The sequence below is a fragment of the Streptomyces sp. NPDC000878 genome (assembly GCF_053599695.1).
Genome location: NZ_JBSFMT010000010.1, coordinates 61526 through 87680, shown reverse-complemented (window position 1 = coordinate 87680; position 26155 = coordinate 61526). Strand labels below are relative to the sequence as shown.

The 26155-nt window shown below is 70.6% G+C and carries 23 protein-coding genes and 1 tRNA gene; 11 read left to right on the top strand and 13 right to left on the bottom strand.

The features are described from left to right. Positions 1-51: 51 nt before the first annotated feature. On the top strand, positions 52-3426 hold the full coding sequence (locus ACWDR4_RS12210) for a pyruvate carboxylase (protein WP_450407421.1): 3375 nt from the start codon (positions 52-54) through the stop codon (positions 3424-3426). A 24-nt stretch (positions 3427-3450) separates the two neighbouring features. Here the strand turns inward: ACWDR4_RS12210 and ACWDR4_RS12205 are convergent, their stop codons facing one another. The 7 genes from ACWDR4_RS12205 to ACWDR4_RS12175 all read right to left on the bottom strand — a co-directional run bounded on the left by ACWDR4_RS12205 (position 3451) and on the right by ACWDR4_RS12175 (position 11000). Further along, entirely contained in the window at positions 3451-5346 is a 1896-nt protein-coding gene (locus ACWDR4_RS12205; RefSeq protein WP_450407418.1) for an ABC transporter ATP-binding protein, read from the bottom strand. A gap of 306 nt (positions 5347-5652) precedes the next feature. Then, entirely contained in the window at positions 5653-5808 is a 156-nt protein-coding gene (locus ACWDR4_RS12200; RefSeq protein WP_389350693.1) for a hypothetical protein, read from the bottom strand. 209 nt (positions 5809-6017) lie between these two features. Continuing rightward, complete coding sequence (locus tag ACWDR4_RS12195) at positions 6018-6545, bottom strand: NUDIX hydrolase family protein (RefSeq protein ID WP_450407415.1); 528 nt, start codon at positions 6543-6545, stop codon at positions 6018-6020. Positions 6546-6633: 88 nt separating this feature from the next. Continuing rightward, positions 6634-7350 carry a response regulator gene (locus ACWDR4_RS12190; protein WP_450407212.1) on the bottom strand — a complete coding sequence of 239 codons (717 nt, stop codon included), beginning with the start codon at positions 7348-7350 and terminating at the stop codon, positions 6634-6636. A 79-nt stretch (positions 7351-7429) separates the two neighbouring features. Continuing rightward, positions 7430-9436, bottom strand: a complete 2007-nt coding sequence (locus tag ACWDR4_RS12185) for an FtsX-like permease family protein (protein WP_450407209.1) — start codon at positions 9434-9436, stop codon at positions 7430-7432. Positions 9437-9909: 473 nt separating this feature from the next. Beyond that, a complete protein-coding gene (locus tag ACWDR4_RS12180; protein ID WP_450407207.1) occupies positions 9910-10596 on the bottom strand; it encodes an ABC transporter ATP-binding protein in 687 nt (228 codons plus the stop codon). A 35-nt stretch (positions 10597-10631) separates the two neighbouring features. Continuing rightward, positions 10632-11000: a DUF4333 domain-containing protein gene (locus tag ACWDR4_RS12175; protein ID WP_450407205.1), complete on the bottom strand. Its 369-nt coding sequence runs from the start codon at positions 10998-11000 to the stop codon at positions 10632-10634. A 153-nt stretch (positions 11001-11153) separates the two neighbouring features. Between ACWDR4_RS12175 and ACWDR4_RS12170 the strand changes: the two genes are divergently transcribed. From ACWDR4_RS12170 to ACWDR4_RS12135, 8 genes are all read left to right on the top strand, one after another. Beyond that, a complete protein-coding gene (locus tag ACWDR4_RS12170; RefSeq protein WP_450407203.1) occupies positions 11154-12320 on the top strand; it encodes a histidine kinase in 1167 nt (388 codons plus the stop codon). Positions 12321-12401: 81 nt separating this feature from the next. Further along, positions 12402-13046 carry a helix-turn-helix domain-containing protein gene (locus ACWDR4_RS12165; RefSeq protein ID WP_450407200.1) on the top strand — a complete coding sequence of 215 codons (645 nt, stop codon included), beginning with the start codon at positions 12402-12404 and terminating at the stop codon, positions 13044-13046. A 91-nt stretch (positions 13047-13137) separates the two neighbouring features. Further along, positions 13138-14472: a M24 family metallopeptidase gene (locus ACWDR4_RS12160; protein ID WP_450407198.1), complete on the top strand. Its 1335-nt coding sequence runs from the start codon at positions 13138-13140 to the stop codon at positions 14470-14472. Then, complete coding sequence (locus tag ACWDR4_RS12155; protein WP_450407195.1) at positions 14472-15452, top strand: thiamine pyrophosphate-dependent dehydrogenase E1 component subunit alpha; 981 nt, start codon at positions 14472-14474, stop codon at positions 15450-15452. Before ACWDR4_RS12160 ends, ACWDR4_RS12155 begins: the two co-directional genes overlap by 1 nt. Further along, complete coding sequence (locus tag ACWDR4_RS12150) at positions 15440-16453, top strand: alpha-ketoacid dehydrogenase subunit beta (RefSeq protein WP_450407193.1); 1014 nt, start codon at positions 15440-15442, stop codon at positions 16451-16453. The genes ACWDR4_RS12155 and ACWDR4_RS12150 overlap by 13 nt, the downstream gene beginning before the upstream one ends. Positions 16454-16499: 46 nt before the next feature. Further along, positions 16500-17879, top strand: coding sequence for an amidohydrolase family protein (locus tag ACWDR4_RS12145; protein WP_450407191.1), 1380 nt, complete (start codon positions 16500-16502; stop codon positions 17877-17879). Next, on the top strand, positions 17876-18799 hold the full coding sequence (locus ACWDR4_RS12140; protein ID WP_450407188.1) for a cupin domain-containing protein: 924 nt from the start codon (positions 17876-17878) through the stop codon (positions 18797-18799). The genes ACWDR4_RS12145 and ACWDR4_RS12140 overlap by 4 nt, the downstream gene beginning before the upstream one ends. Next, on the top strand, positions 18796-19485 hold the full coding sequence (locus ACWDR4_RS12135; RefSeq protein ID WP_450407186.1) for an SDR family NAD(P)-dependent oxidoreductase: 690 nt from the start codon (positions 18796-18798) through the stop codon (positions 19483-19485). Before ACWDR4_RS12140 ends, ACWDR4_RS12135 begins: the two co-directional genes overlap by 4 nt. A 48-nt stretch (positions 19486-19533) precedes the next feature. Here the strand turns inward: ACWDR4_RS12135 and ACWDR4_RS12130 are convergent, their stop codons facing one another. From ACWDR4_RS12130 to ACWDR4_RS12120, 3 genes are all read right to left on the bottom strand, one after another. Further along, on the bottom strand, positions 19534-20016 hold the full coding sequence (locus ACWDR4_RS12130) for a Dps family protein (RefSeq protein ID WP_450407183.1): 483 nt from the start codon (positions 20014-20016) through the stop codon (positions 19534-19536). Positions 20017-20065: 49 nt separating this feature from the next. Beyond that, a complete protein-coding gene (locus ACWDR4_RS12125; protein ID WP_450407181.1) occupies positions 20066-20308 on the bottom strand; it encodes a WhiB family transcriptional regulator in 243 nt (80 codons plus the stop codon). Positions 20309-20414: 106 nt separating this feature from the next. After that, the gene (locus tag ACWDR4_RS12120; RefSeq protein ID WP_450407178.1) at positions 20415-21263 is read right to left on the bottom strand and encodes an alpha/beta hydrolase; all 849 of its coding nucleotides are present in this window, start codon (positions 21261-21263) and stop codon (positions 20415-20417) included. Positions 21264-21487: 224 nt separating this feature from the next. Here ACWDR4_RS12120 and ACWDR4_RS12115 point away from each other — a divergent pair, with 224 nt between their 5' ends. Continuing rightward, positions 21488-22276 carry a sulfite exporter TauE/SafE family protein gene (locus tag ACWDR4_RS12115; protein ID WP_450407175.1) on the top strand — a complete coding sequence of 263 codons (789 nt, stop codon included), beginning with the start codon at positions 21488-21490 and terminating at the stop codon, positions 22274-22276. 6 nt (positions 22277-22282) lie between these two features. On the opposite strand, the gene ACWDR4_RS12110 is transcribed toward ACWDR4_RS12115, so the two are convergent. The 3 genes from ACWDR4_RS12110 to ACWDR4_RS12100 form a co-directional block, all read right to left on the bottom strand. Then, positions 22283-24325: an MDR family MFS transporter gene (locus ACWDR4_RS12110; RefSeq protein WP_450407173.1), complete on the bottom strand. Its 2043-nt coding sequence runs from the start codon at positions 24323-24325 to the stop codon at positions 22283-22285. 70 nt (positions 24326-24395) lie between these two features. Further along, complete coding sequence (cobF, locus tag ACWDR4_RS12105; protein ID WP_450407170.1) at positions 24396-25184, bottom strand: precorrin-6A synthase (deacetylating); 789 nt, start codon at positions 25182-25184, stop codon at positions 24396-24398. A 48-nt stretch (positions 25185-25232) separates the two neighbouring features. After that, positions 25233-25766 carry a DUF309 domain-containing protein gene (locus ACWDR4_RS12100; RefSeq protein ID WP_450407168.1) on the bottom strand — a complete coding sequence of 178 codons (534 nt, stop codon included), beginning with the start codon at positions 25764-25766 and terminating at the stop codon, positions 25233-25235. Between the two features lie 101 nt (positions 25767-25867). Between ACWDR4_RS12100 and ACWDR4_RS12095 the strand changes: the two genes are divergently transcribed. After that, a tRNA-Pro gene (locus ACWDR4_RS12095) sits at positions 25868-25941 on the top strand. The last annotated feature ends 214 nt before the right edge of the window (positions 25942-26155 follow it).

Here is a 26155-nt window from a genome sequence, read left to right as displayed (position 1 = left end):
GGCCGGGCCGACACCATGGGGCGCGTCACCGGCAGGCTGAAGGGATCCATGATGTTCCGCAAGGTGCTGGTCGCCAACCGTGGTGAGATCGCGATTCGCGCGTTCCGAGCCGGCTATGAGCTGGGCGCGCGGACCGTGGCCGTCTTCCCGCACGAGGACCGCAATTCACTGCACCGGTTGAAGGCCGACGAGGCGTACGAGATCGGCCGGCCGGGACACCCGGTGCGGGCGTACCTCTCCGTGGAGGAGATCGTCCGCGCCGCGCGGCAGGCGGGAGCGGACGCCGTCTACCCGGGCTACGGGTTCCTGTCGGAGAACCCCGACCTGGCGCGGGCCTGCGAGGAGGCCGGCATCACCTTCGTCGGGCCGAGCGCGGACACACTGGAGCTGACCGGCAACAAGGCCCGTGCGGTGGCCGCCGCCCGCGCGGCCGGCGTACCGGTACTCGGCTCCTCGGAACCCTCCTCCGACGTGGACGAACTCGTCCGCGCCGCCGAGGACATCGGCTTCCCGGTCTTCGTCAAGGCCGTCGCCGGCGGTGGCGGGCGCGGTATGCGGCGGGTCGAGGAACCCGCCCAGCTGCGCGAGTCCATCGAGGCCGCGGCGCGCGAGGCGGCCTCCGCGTTCGGCGACTCCACGGTCTTCCTGGAGAAGGCCGTCGTCGAACCCCGCCACATCGAGGTGCAGATCCTCGCGGACGGGGAGGGCAATGTCATCCACCTGTTCGAACGCGACTGTTCGGTCCAGCGCCGTCACCAGAAGGTGATCGAGCTGGCCCCCGCGCCGAACCTCGACCCGGAACTGCGCGACCGGATCTGCGCCGACGCCGTACGGTTCGCCCGGGAGATCGGCTACCGCAACGCCGGCACCGTGGAGTTCCTCCTCGACCGCGAGGGCAACTACCACTTCATCGAGATGAACCCGCGCATCCAGGTCGAACACACGGTCACCGAGGAGGTCACCGACGTCGACCTCGTCCAGTCCCAGCTGCGCATCGCCTCCGGCGAGACGCTGGCCGACCTGGGCCTCTCCCAGGAGACGGTCACCCTGCACGGGGCCGCACTCCAGTGCCGTATCACCACCGAGGACCCGGCCAACGGCTTCCGCCCGGACACCGGCCGGATCAGCGCCTACCGCTCGCCCGGCGGCTCCGGCATCCGGCTGGACGGCGGCACCACCCACGCCGGTACGGAGATCAGCGCGCACTTCGACTCGATGCTGGTCAAACTCACCTGCCGGGGCCGTGACTTCGGGACCGCGATCAGCAGGGCCCGGCGTGCCGTGGCCGAGTTCCGCATCCGTGGCGTGGCCACCAACATCCCGTTCCTCCAGGCCGTGCTCGACGACCCGGACTTCCGGGGCGGCCGGGTCACGACGTCGTTCATCGAGAAGCGCCCGCACCTGCTCACGGCACGTCACTCCGCCGACCGCGGTACGAAGCTGCTCACCTACCTCGCCGACGTCACCGTGAACAAGCCGCACGGTGAACGGCCCGAGCTGAGCGACCCGGTCACCAAGATCCCGGCCCTGCCGAACGCGGAACCGCCCGCCGGCTCCCGGCAGCGGCTCGTCGAACTCGGCCCCGAGGGCTTCGCCCGCTGGCTGCGCGACTCACCGGCCATCGGCGTCACCGACACCACGTTCCGCGACGCCCACCAGTCGCTGCTCGCCACCCGGGTCCGGACCAGGGACATGCTTGCCGTCGCCCCGGTCGTGGCGCGGACCCTGCCCGAGCTGCTCTCCCTGGAGTGCTGGGGCGGCGCCACCTACGACGTCGCGCTCCGCTTCCTCGCCGAGGACCCCTGGGAACGCCTGGCCGCACTCCGCGAGGCCGTGCCCAACATCTGCCTCCAGATGCTGCTGCGCGGCCGGAACACCGTGGGTTACACCCCGTACCCGACCGAGGTGACCGACGCCTTCGTGCAGGAGGCCGCGGCCACCGGCATCGACATCTTCCGGATCTTCGACGCGCTGAACGACGTAGGGCAGATGCGGCCCGCCATCGACGCCGTACGGGAGACGGGCACGGCCATCGCCGAGGTCGCCCTCTGCTACACCTCCGACCTGTCCGATCCGTCCGAGCGGCTCTACACCCTCGACTACTACCTCCGGCTGGCCGAGCAGATCGTCGAGGCGGGCGCGCACGTCCTGGCAGTCAAGGACATGGCGGGGCTGCTGAGGGCTCCGGCCGCCGCGACCCTCGTATCGGCGCTGCGCCGCGAGTTCGATCTGCCGGTGCATCTGCACACCCACGACACGGCGGGCGGTCAGCTGGCGACCTACCTCGCCGCGATCCAGGCGGGCGTCGACGCGGTCGACGGGGCGGTGGCGTCGATGGCGGGCACCACCTCGCAGCCCTCGCTGTCGGGCATCGTCGCCGCGACCGACTACTCCGAGCGGTCGACCGGGCTGAGCCTCGCCGCCGTGGGCGACCTGGAGCCGTACTGGGAGAGCGTCCGCAAGATCTACGCCCCGTTCGAGGCGGGCCTGGCCGCGCCGACCGGGCGGGTCTACCACCACGAGATCCCCGGCGGGCAGCTCTCCAACCTGCGCACCCAGGCGGTCGCCCTGGGCCTCGGCGACCGCTTCGAGGCGATCGAGGCGATGTACGCTGCCGCCGACCGCATCCTCGGCCGGCTCGTGAAGGTCACCCCTTCGTCGAAGGTGGTCGGTGACCTCGCGCTCCACCTGGTGGGCGCCGACGTCTCGCCGAAGGACTTCGAGGCGACGCCGAACAGGTTCGACATCCCCGACTCCGTCATCGGCTTCCTGCGCGGCGAGCTGGGCAACCCGCCCGGCGGCTGGCCGGAGCCGTTCCGCACCAAGGCGCTGGAGGGCCGGGCCGCGCCCAAGCCCGTCGAGGAGCTGACGGCGGACGACCGCGAGGGGCTGGTGAAGGAGCGGCGGGCGACACTCAACCGGCTGCTGTTCCCCGGGCCGACCCGCGAGTACGAGACACACCGTCAGACGTACGGCGACACCAGCGTCCTGGACAGCAAGGACTTCTTCTACGGGCTGCGCCCCGGGAAGGAGTACGCCGTCGACCTCGAACCGGGCGTACGGCTGCTCATCGAGCTGGAGGCCGTGGGCGAGGCCGACGAACGCGGTATGCGTACGGTGATGTCGACCCTGAACGGCCAGCTGCGGCCGATCCAGGTGCGCGACACCTCGGTGGCCTCCGACATCCCGGCGACGGAGAAGGCCGACCGGGCCAACCCCGGACATGTCGCCGCGCCCTTCGCCGGGGTCGTGACCCTCGCTGTCGCCGAGGGGGACGAGGTGGCGGCCGGTGCCACGGTGGCCACCATCGAGGCGATGAAGATGGAAGCCGCGGTCACCGCCTCGAAGGCCGGGAAGGTGACGCGGCTGGCCATCAACAGGATCCAGCAGGTGGAGGGCGGCGATCTGCTCGTCGAGATCGGCTGAGGCCGCCGTCGGGTCTCAAGGGTCTCAGGACGCCTGTCCGCCGTAGTAGTAGCCCTCGGGGCCGGTGAACACGGCGTACGGGGGAGGCGTGAACATCGGCGGGAACGGCTCGGCCGGTCCCGTCGACGTCTCTGTCCGGGAGCTGTGCAGGTGGGCGTAGGTGCCGCCCAGGGCGAGGAGTTCGTCGTGGCGGCCGGACTCGGTGATGCGGCCCCGGTCGATGACGAGGATGCGGTCGGCGTCGGGGGCCAGGTCCAGGTCGTGCGTGATCACGATCGTGGTGCGGCCCGCCATCAGACGGCGCAGCGGTTCGACGATGCGGCGGGAGGCGATCGCGTCCAGGCCGGTGGTCGGCTCGTCGAGGACGAGGACCGGTGCGTCGCGGAGGACGGCCCGGGCGATGGCGAGGCGCTGCAGCTGGCCGCCGGACAGCCGCGCCGAGTTGGGGTCGACCCGGGTGTCGTACCCGTCGGGGAGCGCGGTGATGAAGTCGTGCGCGTCGGCCGTACGGGCCGCCTCCTCGATGGCGTGGTCGCTGGCGCCGGGCCGGCCGCAGGCGATGTTGGCGCGGACCGTGTCGTGCAGGACCAGGGTCTCCTGGGGCAGCAGGGCGATGTACTCGCGCAGCCGGTCCAGGGGGAAGTCCCTGAGCGGGGTGCCGTCCAGGAGGACGGCGCCGGAGTCGGGGTCGTAGAAGCGCAGCAGGAGCTTGGAGAGGGTGGACTTGCCGGCGCCGCTCGGCCCGGTGACGATCACCAGTTCGCCGGGGCGCACGGTGAAGGACAGTGAGTCGAGTGCCGTGGCGTCGGCTCCTGGATAGCGGAAGGAGACGTCCCGTACCTCGACGCTGCCGTCGGGTCGCCCGGTCCCGGCGCGCTCGGGGCCGGTCGGATCGCTGACCGCGGGCCGGGCGTCCAGTACCTCGATGAGCCGTTCGGCGCCGGCCGTGGCGGCGGTGACGACGAGACCCAGCTGGGCGAGGCTGCGGATCGGCGGGTACAGGTAGCTGAGGAGGGCGGCGAACGCGAGCAGTTGACCGAGCGTCATCTGCCCCTCGGAGATCTCCCACACGCCGATGCCGATCACGGCCAGCACACAGATCGTCTCGATGACCTGCACGAGCTGCCCGTACGCCTGGTTCAGGCGGGCCGAGCGCACGGAGGCCCGGAACCACGCCGTCGCCTCCTGCTTCAGCTTGCGCCGCTCGGCGTCCTCGCGGCCGTACGCCTGGGTGAGGACGAGGTTGCCGAGGGACTCCTCCACCACGGACGTCACCGCGCCGTCGGCTACCCGGCCGTCCCGGGCGACGGACTTGACGCCGGCGGAGAACCTCCGTGCGGCGAGCCAGAACAGCGGGGCGAGGGCGAAGGTCACCGCAGCGAGGTCCCACTGCAGCCAGAAGGCGGCAGCCGCGTAGAAGACGGCGCTGAACAGCGCGGACGCGGTGCCGATGAGGCCGGAGACGGCCATCTGCTCGATGGCCTCGATGTCACCGGTCAGCCGGGAGAGCAGATCGCCCTGGCGGTGGCGCTGGAAGAAGTGCGGGGGCAGCTTCTGCACATGGTCGAAGACTCGTTCGCGCAGCCGCATCACGAACCGCTCCGACACCCACACGGAGAGGGAACCGCCCGCGTACCCGATGGCCGCGCCCACCACGGCGATGCCCAGCCACTGGGCCGCAGGCGTCCAGAAGGCGTCCAGCGAGCCGTTCTGCAGCGCGTTGTCGGTGAGATCGCCGAAGAGCAGGATGGCGGACGTCTCGGCGAGCGCGCCGAGCACGGTGCACAGCCAGACGGCCACGAGCCAGCGCCGCAGCCCTTTCGTCAGCGGCCAGAAACGACGAAAGGCGGTACGGGCGGGGACGGTGGGGGTGGCGGACGATTCGTATGCGTCGTAGCTGTCGTCCGGGTCGTCGTAGATTTCGTCCGGCTCGTTCCCCGCATTCTTTTCTAAATTGATCGGGAACCCGTATTCGGACAATTCAATACCCGGCGGGACGCTGCGCGGATGGCCGGTCCCTGAATTGCCCCTGGTTTTGGTCGCACGCATGATTCTCCTGTGCTGCATGACTTTACGGAGCAAGCTCCCGCGGTTTCCGGGACTTTGCTCGATCGCCAGGTGTTTCCGGGGAGATCCACAGTCCGTGCACAGTGCCGCGGAGCGGAGCGGAAACGCCGGGAGGGCCGGTGGAACACCACCGGCCCTCCCGTGTGAGCAGGGCTTACGTCAGTTGCCGGCCCGGGGCGGCACGGGCTCGCCGGGTCGCGGGCGCCGACGGCGCGCCTGCTGTGCGTCCTGCGGGGGCTGCGGGAACTGGTTGGCGTTCGGGTTCGTGTTCGCGTTCCGCTGCGGGGTGAGCGGGGCAATAATCCTGAAGCTCATACTGACTCCTTCTGAGTTTCCAGTACTGCACGGGATGATTCCGCGTGGACGGACAGGGGTTCGGGGCTCTCGCCCCGGGCTTTCCCGCCGCCCGATGAAAGAAAACTTAACACGGCCCCGTGCAGTGTTAGTCGAAATCTCAGAATTCAATTGCCATGGAAATACTGTGAGAACCTTGGTAATTCCTGGGTTCTGTTTGTCCGCCCTGCTCAGGCCAGGCGGCCGACATGGGCCAGGGCCTGCTTGAGGAGAACTCCCTGGCCGCCCGGCATCTCGTTCTGGACCACGGGGGAGGAGGCTTCCTCCGGGCTGAACCAGACCAGGTCGAGGGCGTCCTGGCGGGGGCGGCAGTCGCCGGCCACCGGGACGATGTAGGCGAGGGACACCGCGTGCTGGCGCGGGTCGTGGAACGGGGTGACCCCCAGCGTCGGGAAGTACTCCGCGACGGTGAAGGGCTGAGGGGAGGCCGGGACCCGGGGCAGGGCCACCGGGCCGAGGTCCTTCTCCAGGTTGCGCAGGAGGGCGTCGCGCACACGCTCGTGGTGCAGGACACGGCCCGACACCAGAGCGCGGCTGACCGTGCCGTCCGAGCTGATGCGCAGGAGCAGGCCGATGCTGGAGACTTCGCCGTTGTCGTCGACGCGCACCGGTACGGCTTCGACGTACAGGATCGGCATCTTCGCGCGAGCCTGTTCGAGCTCGTCGGGTGCCAGCCAGCCGGGCGTGGTTTCGATCATGTCAGACATTGGCTGATCGTACTTTCAACTCGTCCTGTTTCTGCATAGCTGATCCACGTCGAACGCGCCACATCCAGGGTGCGGCTCCTCACGCCTCCGGGCGGGCGTGCCCGTGCTGCCAGGCCCAGGCCGCGATCTCCACCCGGTTCCGGGCGGCCAGCTTCGCCTGCACGCTCGACAGATGCGTCTTGACCGTGGAGAGGGAGACGAACAACGCGGAGGCGATCTCGGCGTTGGTGTGGCCGAGGGCGACCAGCCGGACCACGTCGAGTTCCCGGTCGGTGAGCGGTTCCTTGAGCGTCGCCGCGGAGACCGGGGGCGGCGGCGGGGTCGCCGGACGGGACTCGGCGGTCTGCGATCCGGTGATGTGCTCGAGCAGCCGGACCGTGACCGACGGCGACACCAGGGAGTCACCGGCCGCCGCGGCCCGCACCGCCTCCGCGAGGAGGGTGGGCCCCGAGTCCTTGAGCAGGAACCCACAGGCGCCGCCGCGCAGTGCTCCGTACACATATTCGTCGAGGTCGAAGGTGGTGACCACGACGACCCGCATCGGGTCGGCGACCCCGGGGCCGGCCAGCAGCCGGGTCGCCTCCAGGCCGTCGAGCCTGGGCATCCGGATGTCCAGCAGGCACACGTCCGGACGCTCACTGCGGGCCAGTGCCACGGCCTCCTCGCCGTCGGCGGCCTCGGCGACCACGGTGATGTCGGGCTGGGCGTCCAGGAAGAAACGGAAGCCCGTACGGACCATGTCCTGGTCGTCGGCGATCAGGACGCGGATCGGGGGGCTGGGCGGTGCGGGGGTCATGGCTCGATCATGCCTCAGGGGTGGGAGGGGGAGGAGCGGTGCGTGTTCGGGTTCGGGAAGGGGAGAGGGCGGTCCCTGCTCAGTCCGCTGTCTGTGCCGGATCCTGCGTGACCGCGCGCAGCAGTGGTCTGCTCGCTCCGATCGCCGCGAACATGGCCAGCGCGCCCACGGTCACGCACACCGCCAGGGTTGTCGCGCCGGAGGTGCTGATCGTGCTGTGGAACAACTTGTTGACCTGGAAGGCGGCGTAGACGCCGGCCGTGGTGGTGCCGCCCGCGAGGACGACCAGCGGGAGGACCGTCTCGCGGAACCTGGCCCGGTCGAGGAGCTTCAACGGGGTACCGGCCAGCCGAAGCAGGGCGTAGACGCGCCGCCGGTCGAGGACGTTCGCGGCGGCGGTCAGTCCGGCGGAGGCGGTCGCGACGAGGAAGCTGACCGCGAGGGCGGCGGTGCCGAGTTCGCCCAGCCGGCCGGTGAAGGCCTCGGTCTCGGCGTTGACGTAGGCCTGGGTGTACGGGAGTTGGCCCGGAACCAGGTCCGACAAGGTGGTGGTCGCGGTGTCGAGCTGCGCTGCGCCGCCGGAGACATGGACCACCACTCCGGGGGTGCTGCCCAGTATCTCGGCGTCGCCGTCGCTCGCGGTGACGGTCGCCTTCACCCCGGCGGCGTGGAGCAGCGTACGGGCCTCGGCGCCGGCGGTGCGGGCCGTGGCGGTGTTTGTGGTGGCTATGGCGACCTGGCCGGGGAAACGGTAGTCGTCGATGCCCACGTTCCCCACGGTGAAGAAACCGGCCACGAACCCGGCGAGGACCAGGCCGCTGACGGTGCGCCAGGAGCCGCGCGGGTCGTCGCTGAGCCGGCGCGCCGCCAGCAGGGTCGCCGGGCGGCGGGCGAAGCGGGCCGTGATCCGGCCGAGCCGGTCCACGACCCAGGGGCCGAGCAGCCAGAAGGCGCCGTAGAACATGAGCAGCATCGCGAGCTGCTGACGTGAGTCGGCACCGCCCGACGCCGTCGTCACGTAGATGTAGAGCAGGACGGCCACGAAGAGGATCAGGCGGATGAGGTTGGTACGGCGCGGATTCGCCTGCTGGGCCACGCCCAGCGGCGAGGTCGCCACCTGACGGAGCGTCAACATGGCGCTCACCGCGATGAGTCCGGCCACGAACGCCACAATCCCCAGCAGCCAGGGCAGACCCACCCACAACTGGCCGGTGTACCAGGTGCCGATGCCGAACGGGATCTCCGCGAGCGCGGGCAGCAGCAGACAGTAGGCCAGCGCGCCCGTGAGGGCCCCGGCCGCGCCGACGACCGCCGACTCCAGGCCGGTCATCGCGAGGATCTGGCGCGGTGTCGCCCCGGCCAGCCGCAGCGCGGCGAGCCGTTGCTCGCGCCGGGCCGCGCCGAGCCGTCCGGCGGCTGCGGCGAGCACGATCACGGGGACGCCGACGATCGCCACCCCGATCGACACCGTGGACTTGTCCGACGAGGTGAACACACTGACCTCGCCGCCGTCGAAGCCGGAGACCACCGCGCGTGCGGTCTGCCGGCTGAACTGGCCGAACATGCCGAGCGGTTCGGCCGCGGTGGAGACCGCCGGGTCGGACGCGGCCCGCCCCACGACGGCCACCAGCTCCTGGGGCGCCCCGAGACCGGCGTCGCCGATGGCGCCGTACGACGACACCTTCGGGAAACGGTCGGCGAGTTGGTTCGCCGGCGTCTTGTGCAGCAGGTCGGCCAGTGCGGGCGAGACGTACACCTGCCCCGGTTTGGGGAACCCGGTCAGCCCCGGAGGCGCCGGAGTTGCCTCGCGGCCCGGCAGCTGGGCCAGCGACACGACGGTGACGGGCCGGTCCCCTATGTACGTCGTGCCGAGGGTCTGCACGGCCGTGCCGTGCCGGTCAGGCTCCGGTGTGCGCCAGGCCGTGGCGTGGGCGCGGGTGTCACTGCCGAAATAGGCGGCCGTCAACACCAGCAGAATCAGCGCACCGACGGCCGCGGCACCGGCCGCCAGCAACTGGCTGTGCAGACCGCGACGGCCGGAGCGGCACGCGAGAAACCACGTCAACTGTGGGATGGGCGAGGACATTGGGGCTCCGGGGGATCGGGGGGAGGAGGAGAGGCGGGCGTGATGGGGCGGGTGTGTGGGAGTGCGGGCGCGGTGGGCTGGGAACGGCTGGGGGGAAGGGGGCCGGACGGAGGCAGGGGGTGTGGGCGTGCTTGAGGGTGGGGCCGCAGGCGGTCGGAGGGCGTGGGCGGCGGCCCATGGAAAGGGGAGTGCTGTGCAGGGACAGCGATGCGGTGGGGAGTGCTTGCGAGGCGGGCCGGGGCAGAGGAAGCCGGTGGGGAGAGCGGTGACGGCGGGACAGCGATGCCGTGGGGACCACTCGGCAGGCGGAGTGGCGGGCCGTGGCTGGCAGAGAAGTGTCGGGGGCGCGGTGGCAGCGGGAAGGTGGTGCGGTGGGACCGCTTGTCAGGCGGGGCGTCGTCGCAGTGGCTCGTGTGCAGAGGCGGCCTGCAGGCACGCGAGGCCAGAGCGGCGCAGTGGCCGGCCCCGTCGGCTCAGGGCGTCACCGTGTACTGCTGGTGCCCCGTGATGCGGCCGTCGCGGACCTGGAGGACGTGGTCGCAGTGGGCGGCGACGTCCGGGTCGTGGGTGACCATCACCAGGGAGGCGCCCTGCTCGCGGGTGACCGAGGTCAGCAGCCGGATGACCTCCTCGCTGGTGACCTGGTCCAGCGCGCCGGTCGGCTCGTCGGCGAAGACCACGTCGGGCTGGACCACCAGGGCCCGGGCTATCGCGACGCGCTGGGCCTGACCGCCGGACAGCTGACCGGGGCGGCGCTTCTCCAGACCGTCGAGGCCGAGCGGGGCGAACCAGCGGCGGGCCAGCGAGACGGACCGGCCGCGGGGCATGCCGTCCAGCATCAGCGGCAGCGCGACGTTCTCCTCGGCGGGCAGTTCGGGCAGCAACTGGCCGAACTGGAACACGAATCCGAACCGCTTGCGGCGCAGCTCGCTCAGCCGGTTCTCGCCCAGGTTGTCGATGCGCTCGCCCTGCAGCAGGACCTCGCCGTCGTCCGGTCGGACGACTCCGGCGAGGGTGTGCAGGAGGGTCGACTTCCCGGACCCCGACGGACCCATGATCGCCAGCGACTCACGGACGCCGACCTCCACATCGACGCCGTGCAGCGCGGTGGTGGAGCCGTACTTCTTGGTGAGGCCGCGACCGGCCAGGACAGTACTCATGATCTGCTCGTTCTCCTTGGTTTTCTCGTCGCTGCTCAGCGCTCGAACTTCCAGGTCACGGAGGTGGCCGTCGCCTTCACGACCCTGACCGGTATGTCGATGTCGTTGCCCTTGCCGGTGCGGCCCGTGCACGTGATGCTCGCGCCGCTCACGGCCTTCAGGCCGGTCGGGCAGGAGACGCCGGAGACCTTTGTGCCGACCCAGGGGAGCGGGTGGAACTTGCTCTGGGCGCGGCCCGCGACGATCTCGGCCGACAGCGCCTTGTGACCGTCCACCGTCACCGTCGTGTACCGGTCCAACGAGGTCGTCGACTCCGTACCCGCGATCAGATGGGTGCCGACGCCGGCCAGGGCGACCGCGGCGGTCGCACCGCCGATCACGCTGATGAGGGCCTTGCGCTGCATCTCGTACTCCTGAAGGTGGGGCCGGGCGGGAAGTGGCTCCACTCTCTCCCGTGGGCCCGGACGCGCGCCTCGGCCGTCCGGCCATCCTTCACGGACCGCTCCTCGACCATTCGGCCGATCCCGCCGGCGTCGTCCGCGCATACGGTGATCCGCATGACATCGGATTCGCCCCGTAACTGCGCCCGGGCCTTCGTCGTCTCGCTCCTGGTCATGGCCGGAATCGTGGACGTGCTCAACGCGAACGAGAGCGGCTACGCGGTCTGGCCCCACGTGGTCGTCCTGGTTCTCGGGTTCGCGGCCCTGCTGTGGCCGGCCGGGCGGCGGCCCGACTGGTTCACCCCACAGTTGCGCACGGGTCTACCGGCCGTCGCCTCGCTGCTGTTCACGGCGGGGTCGCTGCTGCTGCACGCCCAGGCCCCGTTCGGCCTGGGCGAGACGGCGATTCTGCTCAGTCTGCTGTTCATCGCGGTACGCCACTGCCCTCAGCCCTGGGCGATGATCTGCGGAGCCCTGAACGGCGCCGCGCTGCTCGGCACGCCCGCGCGCTTCTATCAGGACGACATGTCCAGCCTGATGGGCTTCATGATGGCCGCGCTCGTCCTGATCGGCCTCGTCGCCGGTCTGGCCGGGTATCTGCGCGCGCTGGACTACCGGCGGATCATGACGGTCAACGCGACGCGGCGGTCGGAGCGGGTGGCGATCGCCGCCGACCTGCACGACTTCGTCGCCCACCACGTCACCGGCATCCTCGTCCAGACCCAGATGGCCCGCATGATGGCGACCACCGAGCCGGAGAATCTCGACACCGTCCTCGCGGGCATAGAACGCGCGGCCACGGAGGCCCTGGCCTCGATGCGCCGGACCGTGGGCGTGCTGCGCGACACCGGCCCGGACGCCGCCGACCGCAGACCCGTCGGCGACCTGGCCGGCATCGTGGAGCTGACGGACGGCTTCGCGAGCCCGGTCCAGCACGTCACCCTGGACCGCGACCCCGCCGTGCCGGACGACCTCCCGCACGAGGTGCAGGCCGCCGCGTTCCGGGTGGTGCAGGAAGCGCTGACGAACGTACGACGGCACGCGGCCGACGCCACCGAGATCACCGTCCGGCTCCGCCACGACGGCCGCCGACTGGAGGTCGGGGTGACCAACGACGGCCGGGGCGGCACTCAACTCCCGGCCGCCGCGCACGGCGGCGGGTTCGGCCTGGTCGGCCTCACGGAACGCGTCACGGCCCTCGGCGGGGACCTGCGCGCCGGGCCACCGGCCGGACAGACGGAGGGGTGGGAGGTACGGGCGCTCTTCCCCACGGGGAAGGCGTGACGCGATGGAGTTCTCCGGTGGCACGGCCGAGACGTGCTGTTCAATAACACTGCACACCACCGACAGTGAGAGGAGCCGCCCGTGTCATCCGCCGCCGTGCCGCCCGTAGGGGCGCGGATCCGGCAGGCGCGCCTCGAACGGGGGATGAGTCTGCGGGGGCTCGCGCGCGAGATCGGGGTCTCCGCCAGTCTCGTCTCCCAGATCGAGACCGGCAAGAGCCAGCCGTCCGTCAGCACCCTGTACGCGATCACCACGACCCTCGCGATCTCCGTCGAGTCCCTCTTCGACACGCCCGCGGACGCCGTGCGGGAGTCCCCGGTGGTCGCCGGCGCCACGGTCGTGCACGCTCTCGCGGCCTTCGCCGCCGACCCCGGCCGGAGGATCGGACCGCTGGTGGGAGCAGGTGAGCGGGAGACGATCGAGCTGGACTCGGGGGTGGTGTGGGAGCGGCTCGGACATGTCCCGGGTACGGATGTCGACTTCCTGCTGGTGACCTACCGGCCCGGCGGCTCGTCGTCGAGCAGCGGCGGGCTGATGCGGCACGCGGGCACCGAGTACGGCTATCTGACCTCGGGAGAGCTGGTCCTCACCCTCGGTTTCGACGAGCACACCCTGCGTCCCGGCGACGCCGTGTGCTTCGAGTCGACGACCCCGCACCGGTACCGCAACGACAGCGCGGAACCGGCCGTCGGGGTGTGGTTCGTCTTCAGCCAGAGCAGTTCCTGAGCCAGGGCAGTTCCTGACATCGAACAGACTGTTCAGTAATAGTTGACACTCGGGCCGTCGAGTCGTTCACTCCGAAGTGGGGGTGGTCGCCATGGCGATCCGCACTTTCGGACCCAATGCCGTCGACTGGGAACAGCGCGTCGACCTGGACCGGCTGCGCAGGGAGCGGCTGGCCAGACTCCACCAGGCCCTGAACCGATCCGAGCTGGGCGCGGTCCTCAGCTTCGACTTCGCCAACATCCGCTACATGACGTCCACCCACATCGGTACGTGGGCCATGGACAAGCTGATCCGCTTCGCGCTGCTGGTGCGCGGCGGCGAACCGGTCCTCTGGGACTTCGGCTCCGCCGCCCGCCACCACCAGCTCTACAACCCCTGGCTCGACTACAGCGACGGCAAGGACGGCCCGCCCACCGGCGCCCGCGCCGGGATCTCCACCCTGCGCGGCGCCTTCCACCCGGACGCGGGCATCGCCGAGGACGTGGCCCGCAAGATCGCCACCGAATTGCGCGCCCACGGCCTCGGAGACGAACCCCTCGGCGTCGACCTCGCCGAGATGCCGATCCTGATGGCCCTGCGCGCCGAGGGCATCGACGTCGTCGACGGCCAGCAGGTCTTCCTCCAGGCCCGCCGCACCAAGACCCCGGACGAGATCTCCCTGCTCGCCCAGGCCTGCGCGATGGTCGACGCGGCCTACGAGGAGCTGTACGGCTACCTGCGTCCCGGCGTCCGCGAGAACGAGTGCGTCGGACTCGTCAGCAAGGTCCTGTACGACCTCGGGAGCGAGTACGTCGAAGGCGTCAACGCCATCTCCGGGGAACGCTGTTCACCGCATCCGCACGTCTACAGCGACCGTCTGATCCGCCCCGGCGACCCCGCCTTCTTCGACATCCTGCACAGCCACCTCGGCTACCGCACCTGCTACTACCGCACGTTCGCCGTCGGCAGCGCCTCCGGAGCCCAGCGCGACGCCTACGTCCGCTGCCGGGAGTACATGGACGAGGCCATCGCCCTGGTCCGGCCGGGCGCGACCACCGCCGACATTGTCCAAGTCTGGCCGCGCGCCGAGGAGTTCGGCTTCCCCGACGAGACGGCCGCCTTCGCGCTCCAGTACGGCCACGGGGTCGGGCTGTCCATCTGGGAGAAGCCCATCTTCAGCCGTCTCGTCTCCCTCGACCACCCCGAAGTCCTCGAAGAGGGCATGGTGTTCGCCCTGGAGACCTACTGGCCGGCCTCCGACGGCTGGACGGCGGCACGCATCGAGGAGGAGATCGTCGTCACCGCCGACGGCTGCGAGGTCATCACCAAGTTCCCGGCCGAGGAACTCCTGGTGGCGGGCCGCAAGTACTGGACGGTCGGCGGCGAACTCAACACGCGCCGCGAATCCCAGTCCCACCTCAACACCCGCAGGAACGGGAGCGGTTGATGGTCACCGCAGATGAACTCCTCACTCTCTACGAGCAGATGGCCGTCATCCGCCGTACGGAGAAGGCGGCCCACGACCTCTTCCTGTCCGGGCTGGTCAAGGGCACCACCCATCTCGCCGCAGGGCACGAGGCCATCGCCGTCGGCGCGAGCGCCGCCCTGCGCGACGACGACTACGTCTTCGCCACTTACCGGGGTCACCACCACGCCCTCGCGCGCGGCGCCACCCCCGAGGAGTGCCTCGCCGAGCTGATGAGTCGCGCCACCGGGCTCTGCAGGGCCAAGGGCGGCTCAATGCACCTCACCAAGGCGTCCGTCGGCATGCTCGGCTCGTACGCCATCGTCGGCGCCCATCTCCCCATGGCCGTCGGCGCCGCCTGGTCGGCCCGGCTGCGCGGCACCGACCAGCTCGCGGTCGCCTTCTTCGGCGACGGCGCGACCAACATCGGCGCCTTCCACGAGGCGCTCAACCTGGCCGCCGTATGGAAACTGCCCGTGCTGTTCGTCTGCGAGAACAACCTGTACATGGAGTACACGGCGATCGCGGACGTCACGGCGGTGCCCCGCCCGGCCGCCGACCGGGCCCCGGCGTACGGCATTCCGGGCGAGGTCGTCGACGGCAACGACGTGGTGCTGGTGCGGGAGGCGGTGGACCGGCTGGCGCGGCGGGCCCGGGCGGGAGACGGGCCCGCCCTCCTGGAGGCCGAGACCTACCGGCACTACGGGCACAGCCGCGCCGACCCGGCCACCTACCGACCCGCCGAGGAAGTCGAACGCTGGCTCAAGCACGACCCGTTGGACCTCGCACGGGGTCGGCTCACCGAGCTGGGTGTTCCGGTCGGGACGATCACCGCTGTCGACGAGCGCGCAAGTGCGGTCGTACAGGCGGCAGTCGAGGCCGCGAAGGCGGCGCCCGCACCCGATCCGGCCGAGGCGCTGACGGACGTATGGGCGGACGGAGGTGCGGCATGGCGGACCTGACGGAGGCTCAAGAAGCTGCTGCACAACGGCAGATCACTTACCGCGAAGCCGTCGCCGAGGGCATCGCGCGGGAGATGCGGCGTGATCCGGCGGTCGTGTGTCTCGGGGAGGACATCGGGGAGGCCGGCGGGGTGTTCAAGACGACCGCCGGGCTGTTCAAGGAGTTCGGGCCCGAGCGGGTGTGGGACACGCCCATCTCCGAGCAGGCCATCGTGGGCGCCGCGATGGGCGCTGCCATGACCGGGATGCGACCCGTCGCCGAGATCATGTTCTCCGACTTCCTGGCCTGTTGCTGGGACTACCTCGCCAACGAGATACCGAAAATCCGGTATATGACGGGTGGTCAGGTGACCGTGCCGCTCGTCGTCCGCACCGCGAACGGCGGTGGGCTCGGCTTCGGGGCGCAGCACTCGCAGGCCACCGAGAACTGGGCGTTCACCGTGCCCGGGCTGAAGATCGCGGCACCGTCGACCCCTGCCGACGTCATCGGCATGATGGCGTCCGCCATTCGCAGCGACGACCCCGTGGTCTTCTTCGAGCACAAGGGGCTGTTCGCGAGCAAGGGCGCGCCTGCGCCGCCGGACCATGTGGTGGAACTGGGGAAGGCGGCCGTCGTCCGCGAGGGCACCGACATCACGCTCGTGGCCCTCGCCTCGATGGTCCCGGTCGCGCTCACCGCCGCCGAACAGCTGGCCACGGAGGGGGTCGACGCGGAGGTCGTCGACCTGCGCTGCCTGGTACCGCTCGACGTCAGCACCGTTCTCGCCTCGCTGGGGAAGACCTCGCGACTTACGATTGTCGAGGAGAACCCGTACCAGGGCGGATGGGGCGCGACGCTCGCGTCCGTCGTCGCTGACGAGGGGTTCGGACTGCTCGACGCGCCGGTGCGGCGGGTGGCGGGGGAGTGCGTCCCGCTGCCGTTCGCCGACGCGCTGGAGGAGCGGGTCATCCCCACCGTGGACAAGGTCGTGACGGCCGTCCGCGCCCTCGCGGCCTATTGAGAGCGCCTACTGAGATCCGTACCAACTCTCCATGAGAGGAAGGGCGATGACAGATCGTCTGCTTCTGCGCTCCGGCCATGTGATCTCCATGGACCCCGACATCGGGGAACTGCCCCAGGGCGACGTCCTGATCGAGGACGGGAAGATCGTCGCGGTCCAGCGCGAGATCAGCGCGGACGCCGACGTGCTGGACATGACGGGCCACATCGTGATCCCCGGCTTCGTCGACACCCACCGCCACACCTGGGAGGCGCCGATCCGTGGCTGCGCCCCCGACGCCACCCTCGACGACTACTTCGTGGACGTCCTGGACACCTTCGCCCCTCTCTACACCCCCGAGGACGTGTACGCGGGCAACCTCGCGGGCGCCCTGGAATGCCTCAACGCAGGCATCACCACCCTCGTCGACTGGTCCCACATCAACAACACGCCCGAGCACCCGGACGCCGCCGTAAAGGCCCTCACGGAGACCGGAATCCGCGCCCAGTACGCCTACGGCAGCGCCAACACCTCCCTCGCCGACTACTGGTTCGACAGCAAGATCGCGATACCGGGCGACGACGTACGACGCATCCGCTCCAGCCACTTCGCCTCCGACAGCGGCCTGTTGACGATGGCGCTGGCCACGCGCGGCCCCGGCTTCTGCACCAACGACGTCGTCACCGCCGAATGGGCCCTCGCCCGCGAACTGGACATCCCGATCACCGTGCATGTCGCCATGGGCCGGCTCGCGGGCCGCTTCGGCATGGTGAAGCAGCTCCAGGAGCTGGGTCTGCTGGGCGCCGACACCACCTACGTCCACTGCTGCTACCTCAGCGAGGACGAGTGGCGGATGGTCGCCGACAGCGGGGGTACGGTGTCGATCGCGCCGCAGGTCGAGACCCAGATGGGGCACGGCTGGCCGCCCGTGATGAAGGCGATCGAGCACGGACTGCGGCCGTCGCTCAGCATCGACGTCGTCACCACCGTGCCCGGCGACATGTTCACCCAGATCCGCGCGGCCTTCGGCGCCGAACGGGCCCGGGTGAACGCCGAGTCCTGGCAGGCCGATATACCCGTCCCCGCAACGATGTTGACGGCTCGTCAAATGCTGGAGCTGGCCACGGTCAACGGCGCCCATGTCGCGGGCCTCGAAGACCGCACCGGCTCCCTGACCCCCGGCAAACGCGCCGACGTCGTCGCACTCGACGCCACGGCACTGAACATGGCGCCGGTGCATGACGCGGTGGCTGCCGTGACCCTGTCGGCCGATGTGTCCAACGTCGAGACGGTCGTCGTCGACGGCATCGTCCGTAAGCGCGACGGGAAGCTGCTCGCCGACACCGGACGGGCCCGGCGGCTCGTCGAGGAGTCCCGCGACCGGCTGCTGGCGGCGAAGGCAGCGAAGGTGTCGGGGGCGTCGGGGGCGTCGGGGAACGAGGCATGACGGACTTCGTGGTGCGGTACGCGGCGGACGCGCCGCAACTCCCGTACGGCAGCGATGGGTTCAGGCGTCGCGCGGTCATCGGCGAGGAGGACGGGAGCGTGCACACCGGCTTCGGTCTGTGCGAGATACGGCCGGACGGCGCGGTGGGCGCGCACGTGCACTCGTACGAGGAGAGCTTCCACGTGCTCGACGGGAGTGTGATCCTCGATGTGCCCGAGGGCTCGTACCTCCTGGAGGAGGGCGACTACGGGCTCCTCCCGACAGGCGTGCCGCATGCCTGGCGTGGCACGGGCAGCGCCAACTCCGGTGAGATGGGCGGGCGTTGGGCCGACATGCTCGCGCCTGTGCCGCGCGCCCGCTACGGGTACGACACCTGGGCCGTGCCCGCGCTGCCGGAGCGCGAGCCCGTCCGGATCGACGTACGCGACCCGCGTACCCGGTCGTTCGGCCACTTCGAGCCCGGGCAGATGGACCCCGGCAAGCAGTCCCAGGATCTTCTCGCGGTGTCCGCGAGCATGCGTACCGCGCTGCTCGTCTACAGCGGGATCACCGTGAAGATGATGGTCGACAGCGACCTGGGCGCGGTCGCCTCGACGATGTTCATGGTGCAGTACGCGCCCGACGGCGTCGCCGGAACGCACGACCACCCCTTCGAGGAGACGTACTTGATCCTCGAAGGGGTGGTCGACGCCACCTTCGACGGCGAACGCCACCGCCTCCGCCCCGGCGATACGGCCTGGGCGGGCGCCGGTTGTGTGCACGGCTTCACCAACGCCGGTGACGGGCCCGTCCGTTGGCTGGAGACACAGGCCCCGCAGCCACCGCCGCGCCACTCCTACCGGTTCACCCGGGACTGGGACCACCTGAGGGACGTACTGGGAAACGTGGGAAACGTGGGCGACGGGGAGGAACGGGCATGAGCAGTGTGGTCGTGGTCGGCGGTACGTCCGGAATCGGCCGTGAGTTCGCTCGCGCCCGTGTCGAACGCGGCGACGAGGTCGTCCTCACCGGCCGTGATGCCGATCGCGCCGATGCGGTGGCCAAGGAGATCGGCGCCCGGGGCCTGGCCCTGGACCTCTCGCACCCCCGGGACGTCGCTGCCGCGCTCGCCGACGTGGGACAGGTCGATCATCTCGTCCTCGCGGGCGTCTCGCGCGACGAGAACCGGGTCACCGCGTACGACATCGACGCGGCCCTCCATCTCGTCACCCTCAAACTCGTCGGCTACACCGAGGTCGTGCACACCCTGTGCCCGCGGCTCCGTGACGCCAGCGCCATCGTGCTGTTCGGCGGCCAGGCCAAGGAACGGCCCTACCCGGGTGCGACGACGGTGGCGACCGTCAACGCCGGCGTGACCGGGCTCGTCCGGACCCTCGCGGTCGAACTCGCGCCGATCCGGGTCAACGCCGTGCACCCGGGGGTGGTCGGCGACAGCCCGTACTGGCGGGACAAACCGGCGGAGGTGCTGGCGGGCCTGCGCGCCCGCACACCCGCCGGCCAACTCGCCACGATGGCCGACGTGGTGGACGCCGTGGACTTCCTGCTGCGCAACCGGTCCGTCAACGCGATCGACCTGAGTGTGGACGGGGGCTGGCTGTTGGGGTGAGCAAGCCCGACAAGTCCGAAGAGAAGGACAAGTCCGAAGAGAAGTAGGTCAGTTGGCGCGCTGCACGTTCTCCGCCTCGAACATCCACCTCTGCTTCTCCAGTTCGGCCGTGATGGCGATCAGCAGGTCCTGGGTCACCGGATCGGCCTTCTCCGTCGCGTCGATACGCTCGCGCAGGCGCCCGATCGCCGTCCCCAGCGCGTCGACGAGGAGCTGCACGACCTCCGTGTCCTGCAACCAGCCGTCCTTCGGGTCCTGGAACGGGAGGGACGAGGCGATGGTGTCGGGGCGGCCGTCCGGCGGCACACCGAGCGCCGCCGCGCGCTCCGCGACGGTGTCGGAGAACCCGCGGGCCGCCGTCACGACCTCGTCGAGCTGCAGGTGGATCGAACGGAACCTCGGCCCCACGATGTTCCAGTGGGCCTGCTTCCCGATCAGCGACAGCGCCAGCAGATCCACCAGGGTCCCTTGCAGGGCGTCACCGGTGATCCGGCGCTCCGGCTCGGGCAGGCTGCTCTTCACAACAGTCATGGGGTGCTCCTCCTTGTGATACGGGGTGCTGCGGTGGCCCGGTTTCCCGTCACCGGACCCGTTCTCTCGCGGTACGGAGCAGTGCGGCACGTTCGTCCTCGCAGGTGCCGCCCCATATGCCCGAGGTCTGGCCGCTGCGCAGGGCCCATTCCAGGCACTGCGCGGCCACCGGGCAGCGGGCGCACACGCGTTTCGCGGTGGCGATGTCCCGCAGCGCCGGCCCTGCCGTGCCCACGGGGAAGAACAGTTCCGGGTCCTCTCCCGCGCAGGCTGCTTGCCGCAACCACTCCATGGGGACGCGGGTTCCCAGGACGCATGGGCGGAAACGTGAGGGAATCGGCCGCGTGCGGCGGGGGAGGGGTGAGAAGGGGGTGCGCAGGGGCCGGAGGGGAGGGGGGTCAGGCCGCCCGGGGCGCGATCACCCGGTCCATGAAGGCGGTCAGTTCGTCGAAGGCCGTCGCCCTGTCCGTCTCCAGGAAGATGTCGTGCCGGGCGCCCGGAAAGATCCGCTCGGTCCAGTCGGTGCCGCGCAGCTCCTCGACGCCGACGCGGCTCCCGGCGAGCGGGACGAGCCGGTCGTCGTCGCCGTGCAGCCACAGCAGCGGCAGCGGTCCGATGTCACCGCTCTTCGCCACGGTCCCCAGCGTCCGTACGAACGCCTCCAGCGTCGGCCGTTTCATCGGACCGTGCCAGACCAGCGGGTCCGCCGCGTACGCCGCCCGGACCGCGGGGTCGCGGGAGAGCGCGGCCGGGCTGATGGACCGGTCGGGGATCTCGTCGAGGGCGAGCAGCCGCCCCGGGAGGTCCCAGCTGCCGAGCACGGGCGCGGAGAGCACGAGCGCGGCGAGTTCACCGCCGTACCGCTGTGCGAAGCGGGCCGCGATCAGACCGCCGGTGGAGTGGCCGATCAGGACGACCGGTACGTCCGGGTGGGCGGCCCGGGCGCGGTCGGCGACGGTGTGCAGATCGGTGACGACGTCCTCGAAGTCGTGGATCACCGCCCGTTCGCCCGCCGACCTGCCGTGTCCCTGGTGATCGGGGCCGAGGACGGTCGCGCCGCGGGCCACGAGGACGCCGGCGAGTTCCTCGTAGCGGCCGACGTGCTCGGCGTACCCGTGCGAGAGGAGGACGAGACAGCGGGGCTGGTCGAACGGGCGTTCGGAATCGCTCCGGGTGGGGCGGGACCATTCGCGGACGGCGATCGTGCCTCTGGTGCCGGTGAGGACGTACTCGCGGAACTCGGCCATGGCTCCTCCGGCTGCGTCGTGGACGGGGTGCGTGGAAGGGCGTGCGGGAAAGGTGCGCGCGTAACGGTGTGGATGGATCTTCCCAGGGGCGGGGCGGCCGGTCCACGGTGACGCGTCGGCCACCGTCGGTAGTCGGACTCGGGTAGGGGCCGTGTGGGGCAGGGGTCACCTGGCGAGACGCTGCTTACGGGGGTCAGTTGGATGGGCATAGCATCGGTCTCCGCATGAACACGATGACGCTCTGGCACATAACACACTGGGAGTTCGCCGCGCTGGCCGCCGCGGCGCTGCTCGTCGGCTTCTCGAAGACCGCCGTCAGCGGGGCCAACACGGTCAGTCTGGCGATCTTCGCGGCCGTCCTGCCCGCCCGTGAGTCCACCGGCGTGCTGCTGCCGATCCTGATCGCGGGGGACGTCCTCGCCGTCCTGACCTACCGCAGACACGCCCACTGGCCGACGCTGTGGCGACTGTTCCCGGCGGTCGCGGTGGGTGTGGTCGTCGGCACGGTGTTCCTGGTGTGGGCGGACGACGAGGTCGTACGGACCTCGATCGGGGCGATCCTGCTGCTGATGGCCGGGGTGACGGTGTGGCGTCGGCGGCGGGCGGAGGCGGAGGCAGAGTCGGAGGAGGACGCCCCGGACGCGGTGAGCACACCCGCCGGACGTCTCAAGGCCCGCTCGTACGGTGTCCTCGGCGGCTTCACGACGATGGTCGCCAACGCGGGCGGCCCGGTCATGTCGATGTATCTCCTGTCGGCCGGCTTCCGGAAGCTCGGCTTCCTGGGGACGTCGGCGTTCTTCTTCCTGATCGTGAACGTCTCGAAGGTCCCCTTCAGCGCCGGCCTCGGCCTGATCGACGGCCACTCCCTGCTGCTTGACGCCGCGCTCGTGGCGTTCGTGGTGCCCGGGGCGTTTCTCGGCAAATGGGCTGTGAACCGAATCAACCAGCGATTGTTCGAGCAGCTGGTGATCGCAGCGACGGTGGTGGGCGGGGCGCAACTGCTGCTGCGCTGACGACCCCTAGGACACGCTGCTGCTGAGGTCCTCCACCAGGAGGCGTTTGGCGATCGTGTCCACCGCGGTGCGCAGGTCCTCGCCCGGGGGGCGGCCCAGGTCCTGTTCCACGCGGCCGGCCAGCCAGGTGCCCCACGCCTCGCCGATCACCCGCGCCTCGCGGGCGCCCGCCTCCGTGTGCGAGAAGAAGGTGCCCGTGCGGGTCAGATAGCCCTCCTCGACCATGCGGTCGAAGACCGGCAGGAGCACCTCGGGCGGCATATGGCGGCGGGCGGCGATCAGGCCCAGGCCCGCATGGCCGACCATCCGGGTGAACAGCTCGACCTGCATGACCGCCCAGGCTCCCGCGGTGTCGAGCCGGGTGTCGGAGTCGCTCACGATCCGGCGCGCGGTGTCCAGATCCGTACTGCCGATGATCTTTCCGACGGAGGCTTCCAGCAGGCGCCGCGAGTCCGCCGAGGCCGGGGTCGCGAAGCCGTCGCCCATGTCCGTCGACGCCATGCGCGCACTGTCGCGCAGCTGGACCTGCTTGAGGAACAGGGCCACGACGAAGCCGACCAGCGCGACCGGCACGGTCCACAGGAAGACGGTCTGGATGGTCTCGGCGTACGCGCCGATGATCGGTTCGGCCGCCTCGGAGGGCAGGTTGTGCAGGCCCTCCGGGCTGGTGGCCGCCTTGGTGATGGTGGCCGCGTCCGCCGTGCCCGTGCGCGCGGCCTCCGCGATGCCCTCGGAGAGGTTCGGGGTCAGCGAGTTGGTGTACAGCGTGCCGAAGACGGCGGTGCCGAACGAACTGCCCAGCGTACGGAAGAAGGTGACGCCGGAGGTCGCGGTGCCGAGGTCGGCGTACTCGACGGTGTTCTGCACGGCGATCGTCAGCACCTGCATGCCCAGGCCGATACCGGTACCGAGGACGAACATGTAGAGCGAGGCCAGCCAGGTGTTCGTCGACGCGTCCATCAGGGAGAGGAGATACAGGCCCACGCCCATCACCGCCGAGCCGATGATCGGGAAAAGGCGGTACTGGCCGGTCTTGCTGACCACGTTGCCGCTGAACACGGACGCGATCAGCAGCCCGAGGACCATGGGGAGGGTCCGTACGCCGGAGACCGTCGCCGAGTCGCCGTCCACGTACTGGAGGAAGGTCGGCAGGTAGGTCATCGCGCCCAGCATCGCGAAGCCGACGATGAAGCTGAGGATCGAGCAGACCGTGAAGACGGGGTTGCCGAACAGCCGCATCGGCAGCATCGGTTCGGCCGCCCGGGACTCGGCCCAGCAGAACAGGCCGAGCGAGACGGCGCCGCCGACGAACAGCGCGATGATGACGCCGGAACCCCACGCGTACTCGTTGCCGCCCCAACTCGTCGCCAGGATCAGCGAGCTGGCGCCGATCGCGACGAACGCGATGCCCAGATAGTCGATGACCGGCCGCACCGCCGACTTCACCACCGGGATGGTGCGGGCCGCCGCGATCACGACGACGATCGCGATCGGGACGTTGACGTAGAACGCCCAGCGCCAGGTCAGATGGTCGGTGAACAGGCCGCCGAGCAACGGGCCGATGACCGTCGCCACCCCGAACACGGCGCCGATCGCGCCCTGGTACTTGCCGCGCTCCCGGAGCGGGATCACGTCCGCGATCAGGGCCATCGCCGTGACCATCAGTCCGCCCGCGCCGACGCCCTGCATGGCCCGCCAGACGATCAGCAGCGTCATGTTCGTGGACAGCCCGCACAGGAACGAACCGGTGATGAAGACGATCGCCGAGACCTGGAAGACCACCTTGCGGCCGAACAGGTCGCCGAACTTGCCGACCAGCACCGTGGCCACGGTCTCCGCCAGCAGATACGACGTCACCACCCACGACATGTGCTCGGCACCGCCCAGGTCCGACACGATCGTCGGCAGGGCCGTGCCGACGATCGTCTGGTCCAGGGCCGCCAGCAGCATGCCGAGCATGATCGTGACGAAGACGACGTTGCGTCGGCGGGTGTCCAGCACGGGCGGCTGCGCGGCGCCGGGAGGCGCGGTGTCCTCGGCGACTGTCACGAGGTCACGATCACACCGGTGGTACACCCGTGCAAGGGGTGCGGTCCGCCCGGGTGCCCACCTGCGGTGCCTACGGTTGCCCGGGTCGGCGGCCCCCGGGATTCCGCCGCAGCAGATACGTGTCCATGATCCAGCCCTTGCGCTCCCGGGCCTCCGCGCGCAGCTGCTCGATACGGGGACCGGCCTCGGCGATCGGCCCGGAGACCAGGATCTCGTCCGGGGTGCCTATGTAGGCACCCCAGTAGATGTCGATGTCCTCACCGGCGTACTCCCGGAAGGCCTGATGCGCGTCGAGCATCACCACCACGTCGTCGACACCCGCCGGGAAACCCTCGGCCAGCCGCCGCCCGGTGGTGATCTGCACGGGACGCGCGACCCGGTTGAGCCCGGTGCGGTGCCGAGCGACGAGCGCGGAGACGCTGCTGATGCCGGGCACGACGTCGTACTCGAACTCCACCGCGCCCCGCCCGAGGATCTCCTCCAGGATCCCGAGCGTGCTGTCGTACAACGAGGGATCGCCCCACACCAGGAACGCCCCGCTCTCGTCCGCGCCGAGTTCCTCCGCGATCAGCCGCTCGTAGATCTCGGCCCGGGCACTGCGCCAGTCCCCGACGGCAGGGGCGTACGCGCCGCCCCCGGCCGTCCGGTCCCGGTCCGGGTCGCGCGCCTCGACCAGGCGGTACGTCCCTTCCGGCACATGTGTGTCGAGCAGCTCCCGGCGCAGCCGCACCAGGTCGGACTTGGCCTCGCCCTTGTCCAGGACGAAGAACACGTCGGTGCTCCGCAGCGCCCTGACCGCTTGCAGGGTGAGCTGGTCGGGGTCGCCCGCGCCGATACCGATGACATGAATCTTCCGCACGCCCCCGAGTCTGCCGCACCCCACTGACAACGCGGCGGTCGCCCCTGGTCAGCCGTCGGCCGTACCGCCCGACAGACGCGGCGCCCGAGCCCCTGCGTCGACGGCCACGGCGTCCCGCTCCACCTCCGCCGCCAGCCTCCGCGCCCAGGCCACGACCCCCGCGAGGTCCATCCCGTACGGCCCCGGCCGTGCGTCCACGGCCGCCCACTCCTCGACCGCACCGGCCCCGCGCCGTAGCAGCCGGACACCGCCCGTGAGATTCCCGCGCGCGGTGTGCGTGAGTCCCACGGCCAGCTGCGCGAGCCCCCGCCACAGGCCACTGTCCTGAGCGGGCCCCGACTTCCAGGCGTCCTCGAAGACCTCGTGCGCGTGGAACGGTTTCCCGGCGTCCAGCAACGCCTGGGCCTCGGCGACGGTCTCCTCGGGACGGCGTACGACGCCTTCGGGCTGCCGGGCCACCCCGTGTTCGCCGTACGGCAGCGGGCGCCCGAGCCCGTCCCGGGGCCGGGCGTTGCGCGCCCGCCCCTCCTCGTCCCGATCCCGACCGCCCACTGCCGCCCGACCTTCCGATGCACTGCCCATACACCGATTGTCGCGCGGATCCCGCCGCCTTCGGGGCAGCCCCTGACGTGGGGTAAAGTTCTGTACGCGTGATCACGCGGGGCAACCGCGGGTGGACGCACCGGGACGTGGCGCAGCTTGGTAGCGCACTTGACTGGGGGTCAAGGGGTCGCAGGTTCAAATCCTGTCGTCCCGACTTGCGAAGTAGCAGGTCGGAGGTCATTTCTGGTTGATCGGAAGTGGCCTCTTCGTCGTTCTCGGGGACCAGATGGGGACCGAACGCTATGGGGCGGTTGTGTAGTGCACCTTGACTCGGTCAAGGTGCACTACCGGGGCGATTGCAAACGCTCTGACCTGCGCAGACGTTTCCCTTGATACCGCGTCTGGTCGACAGTGCACGGCCGCGCGCA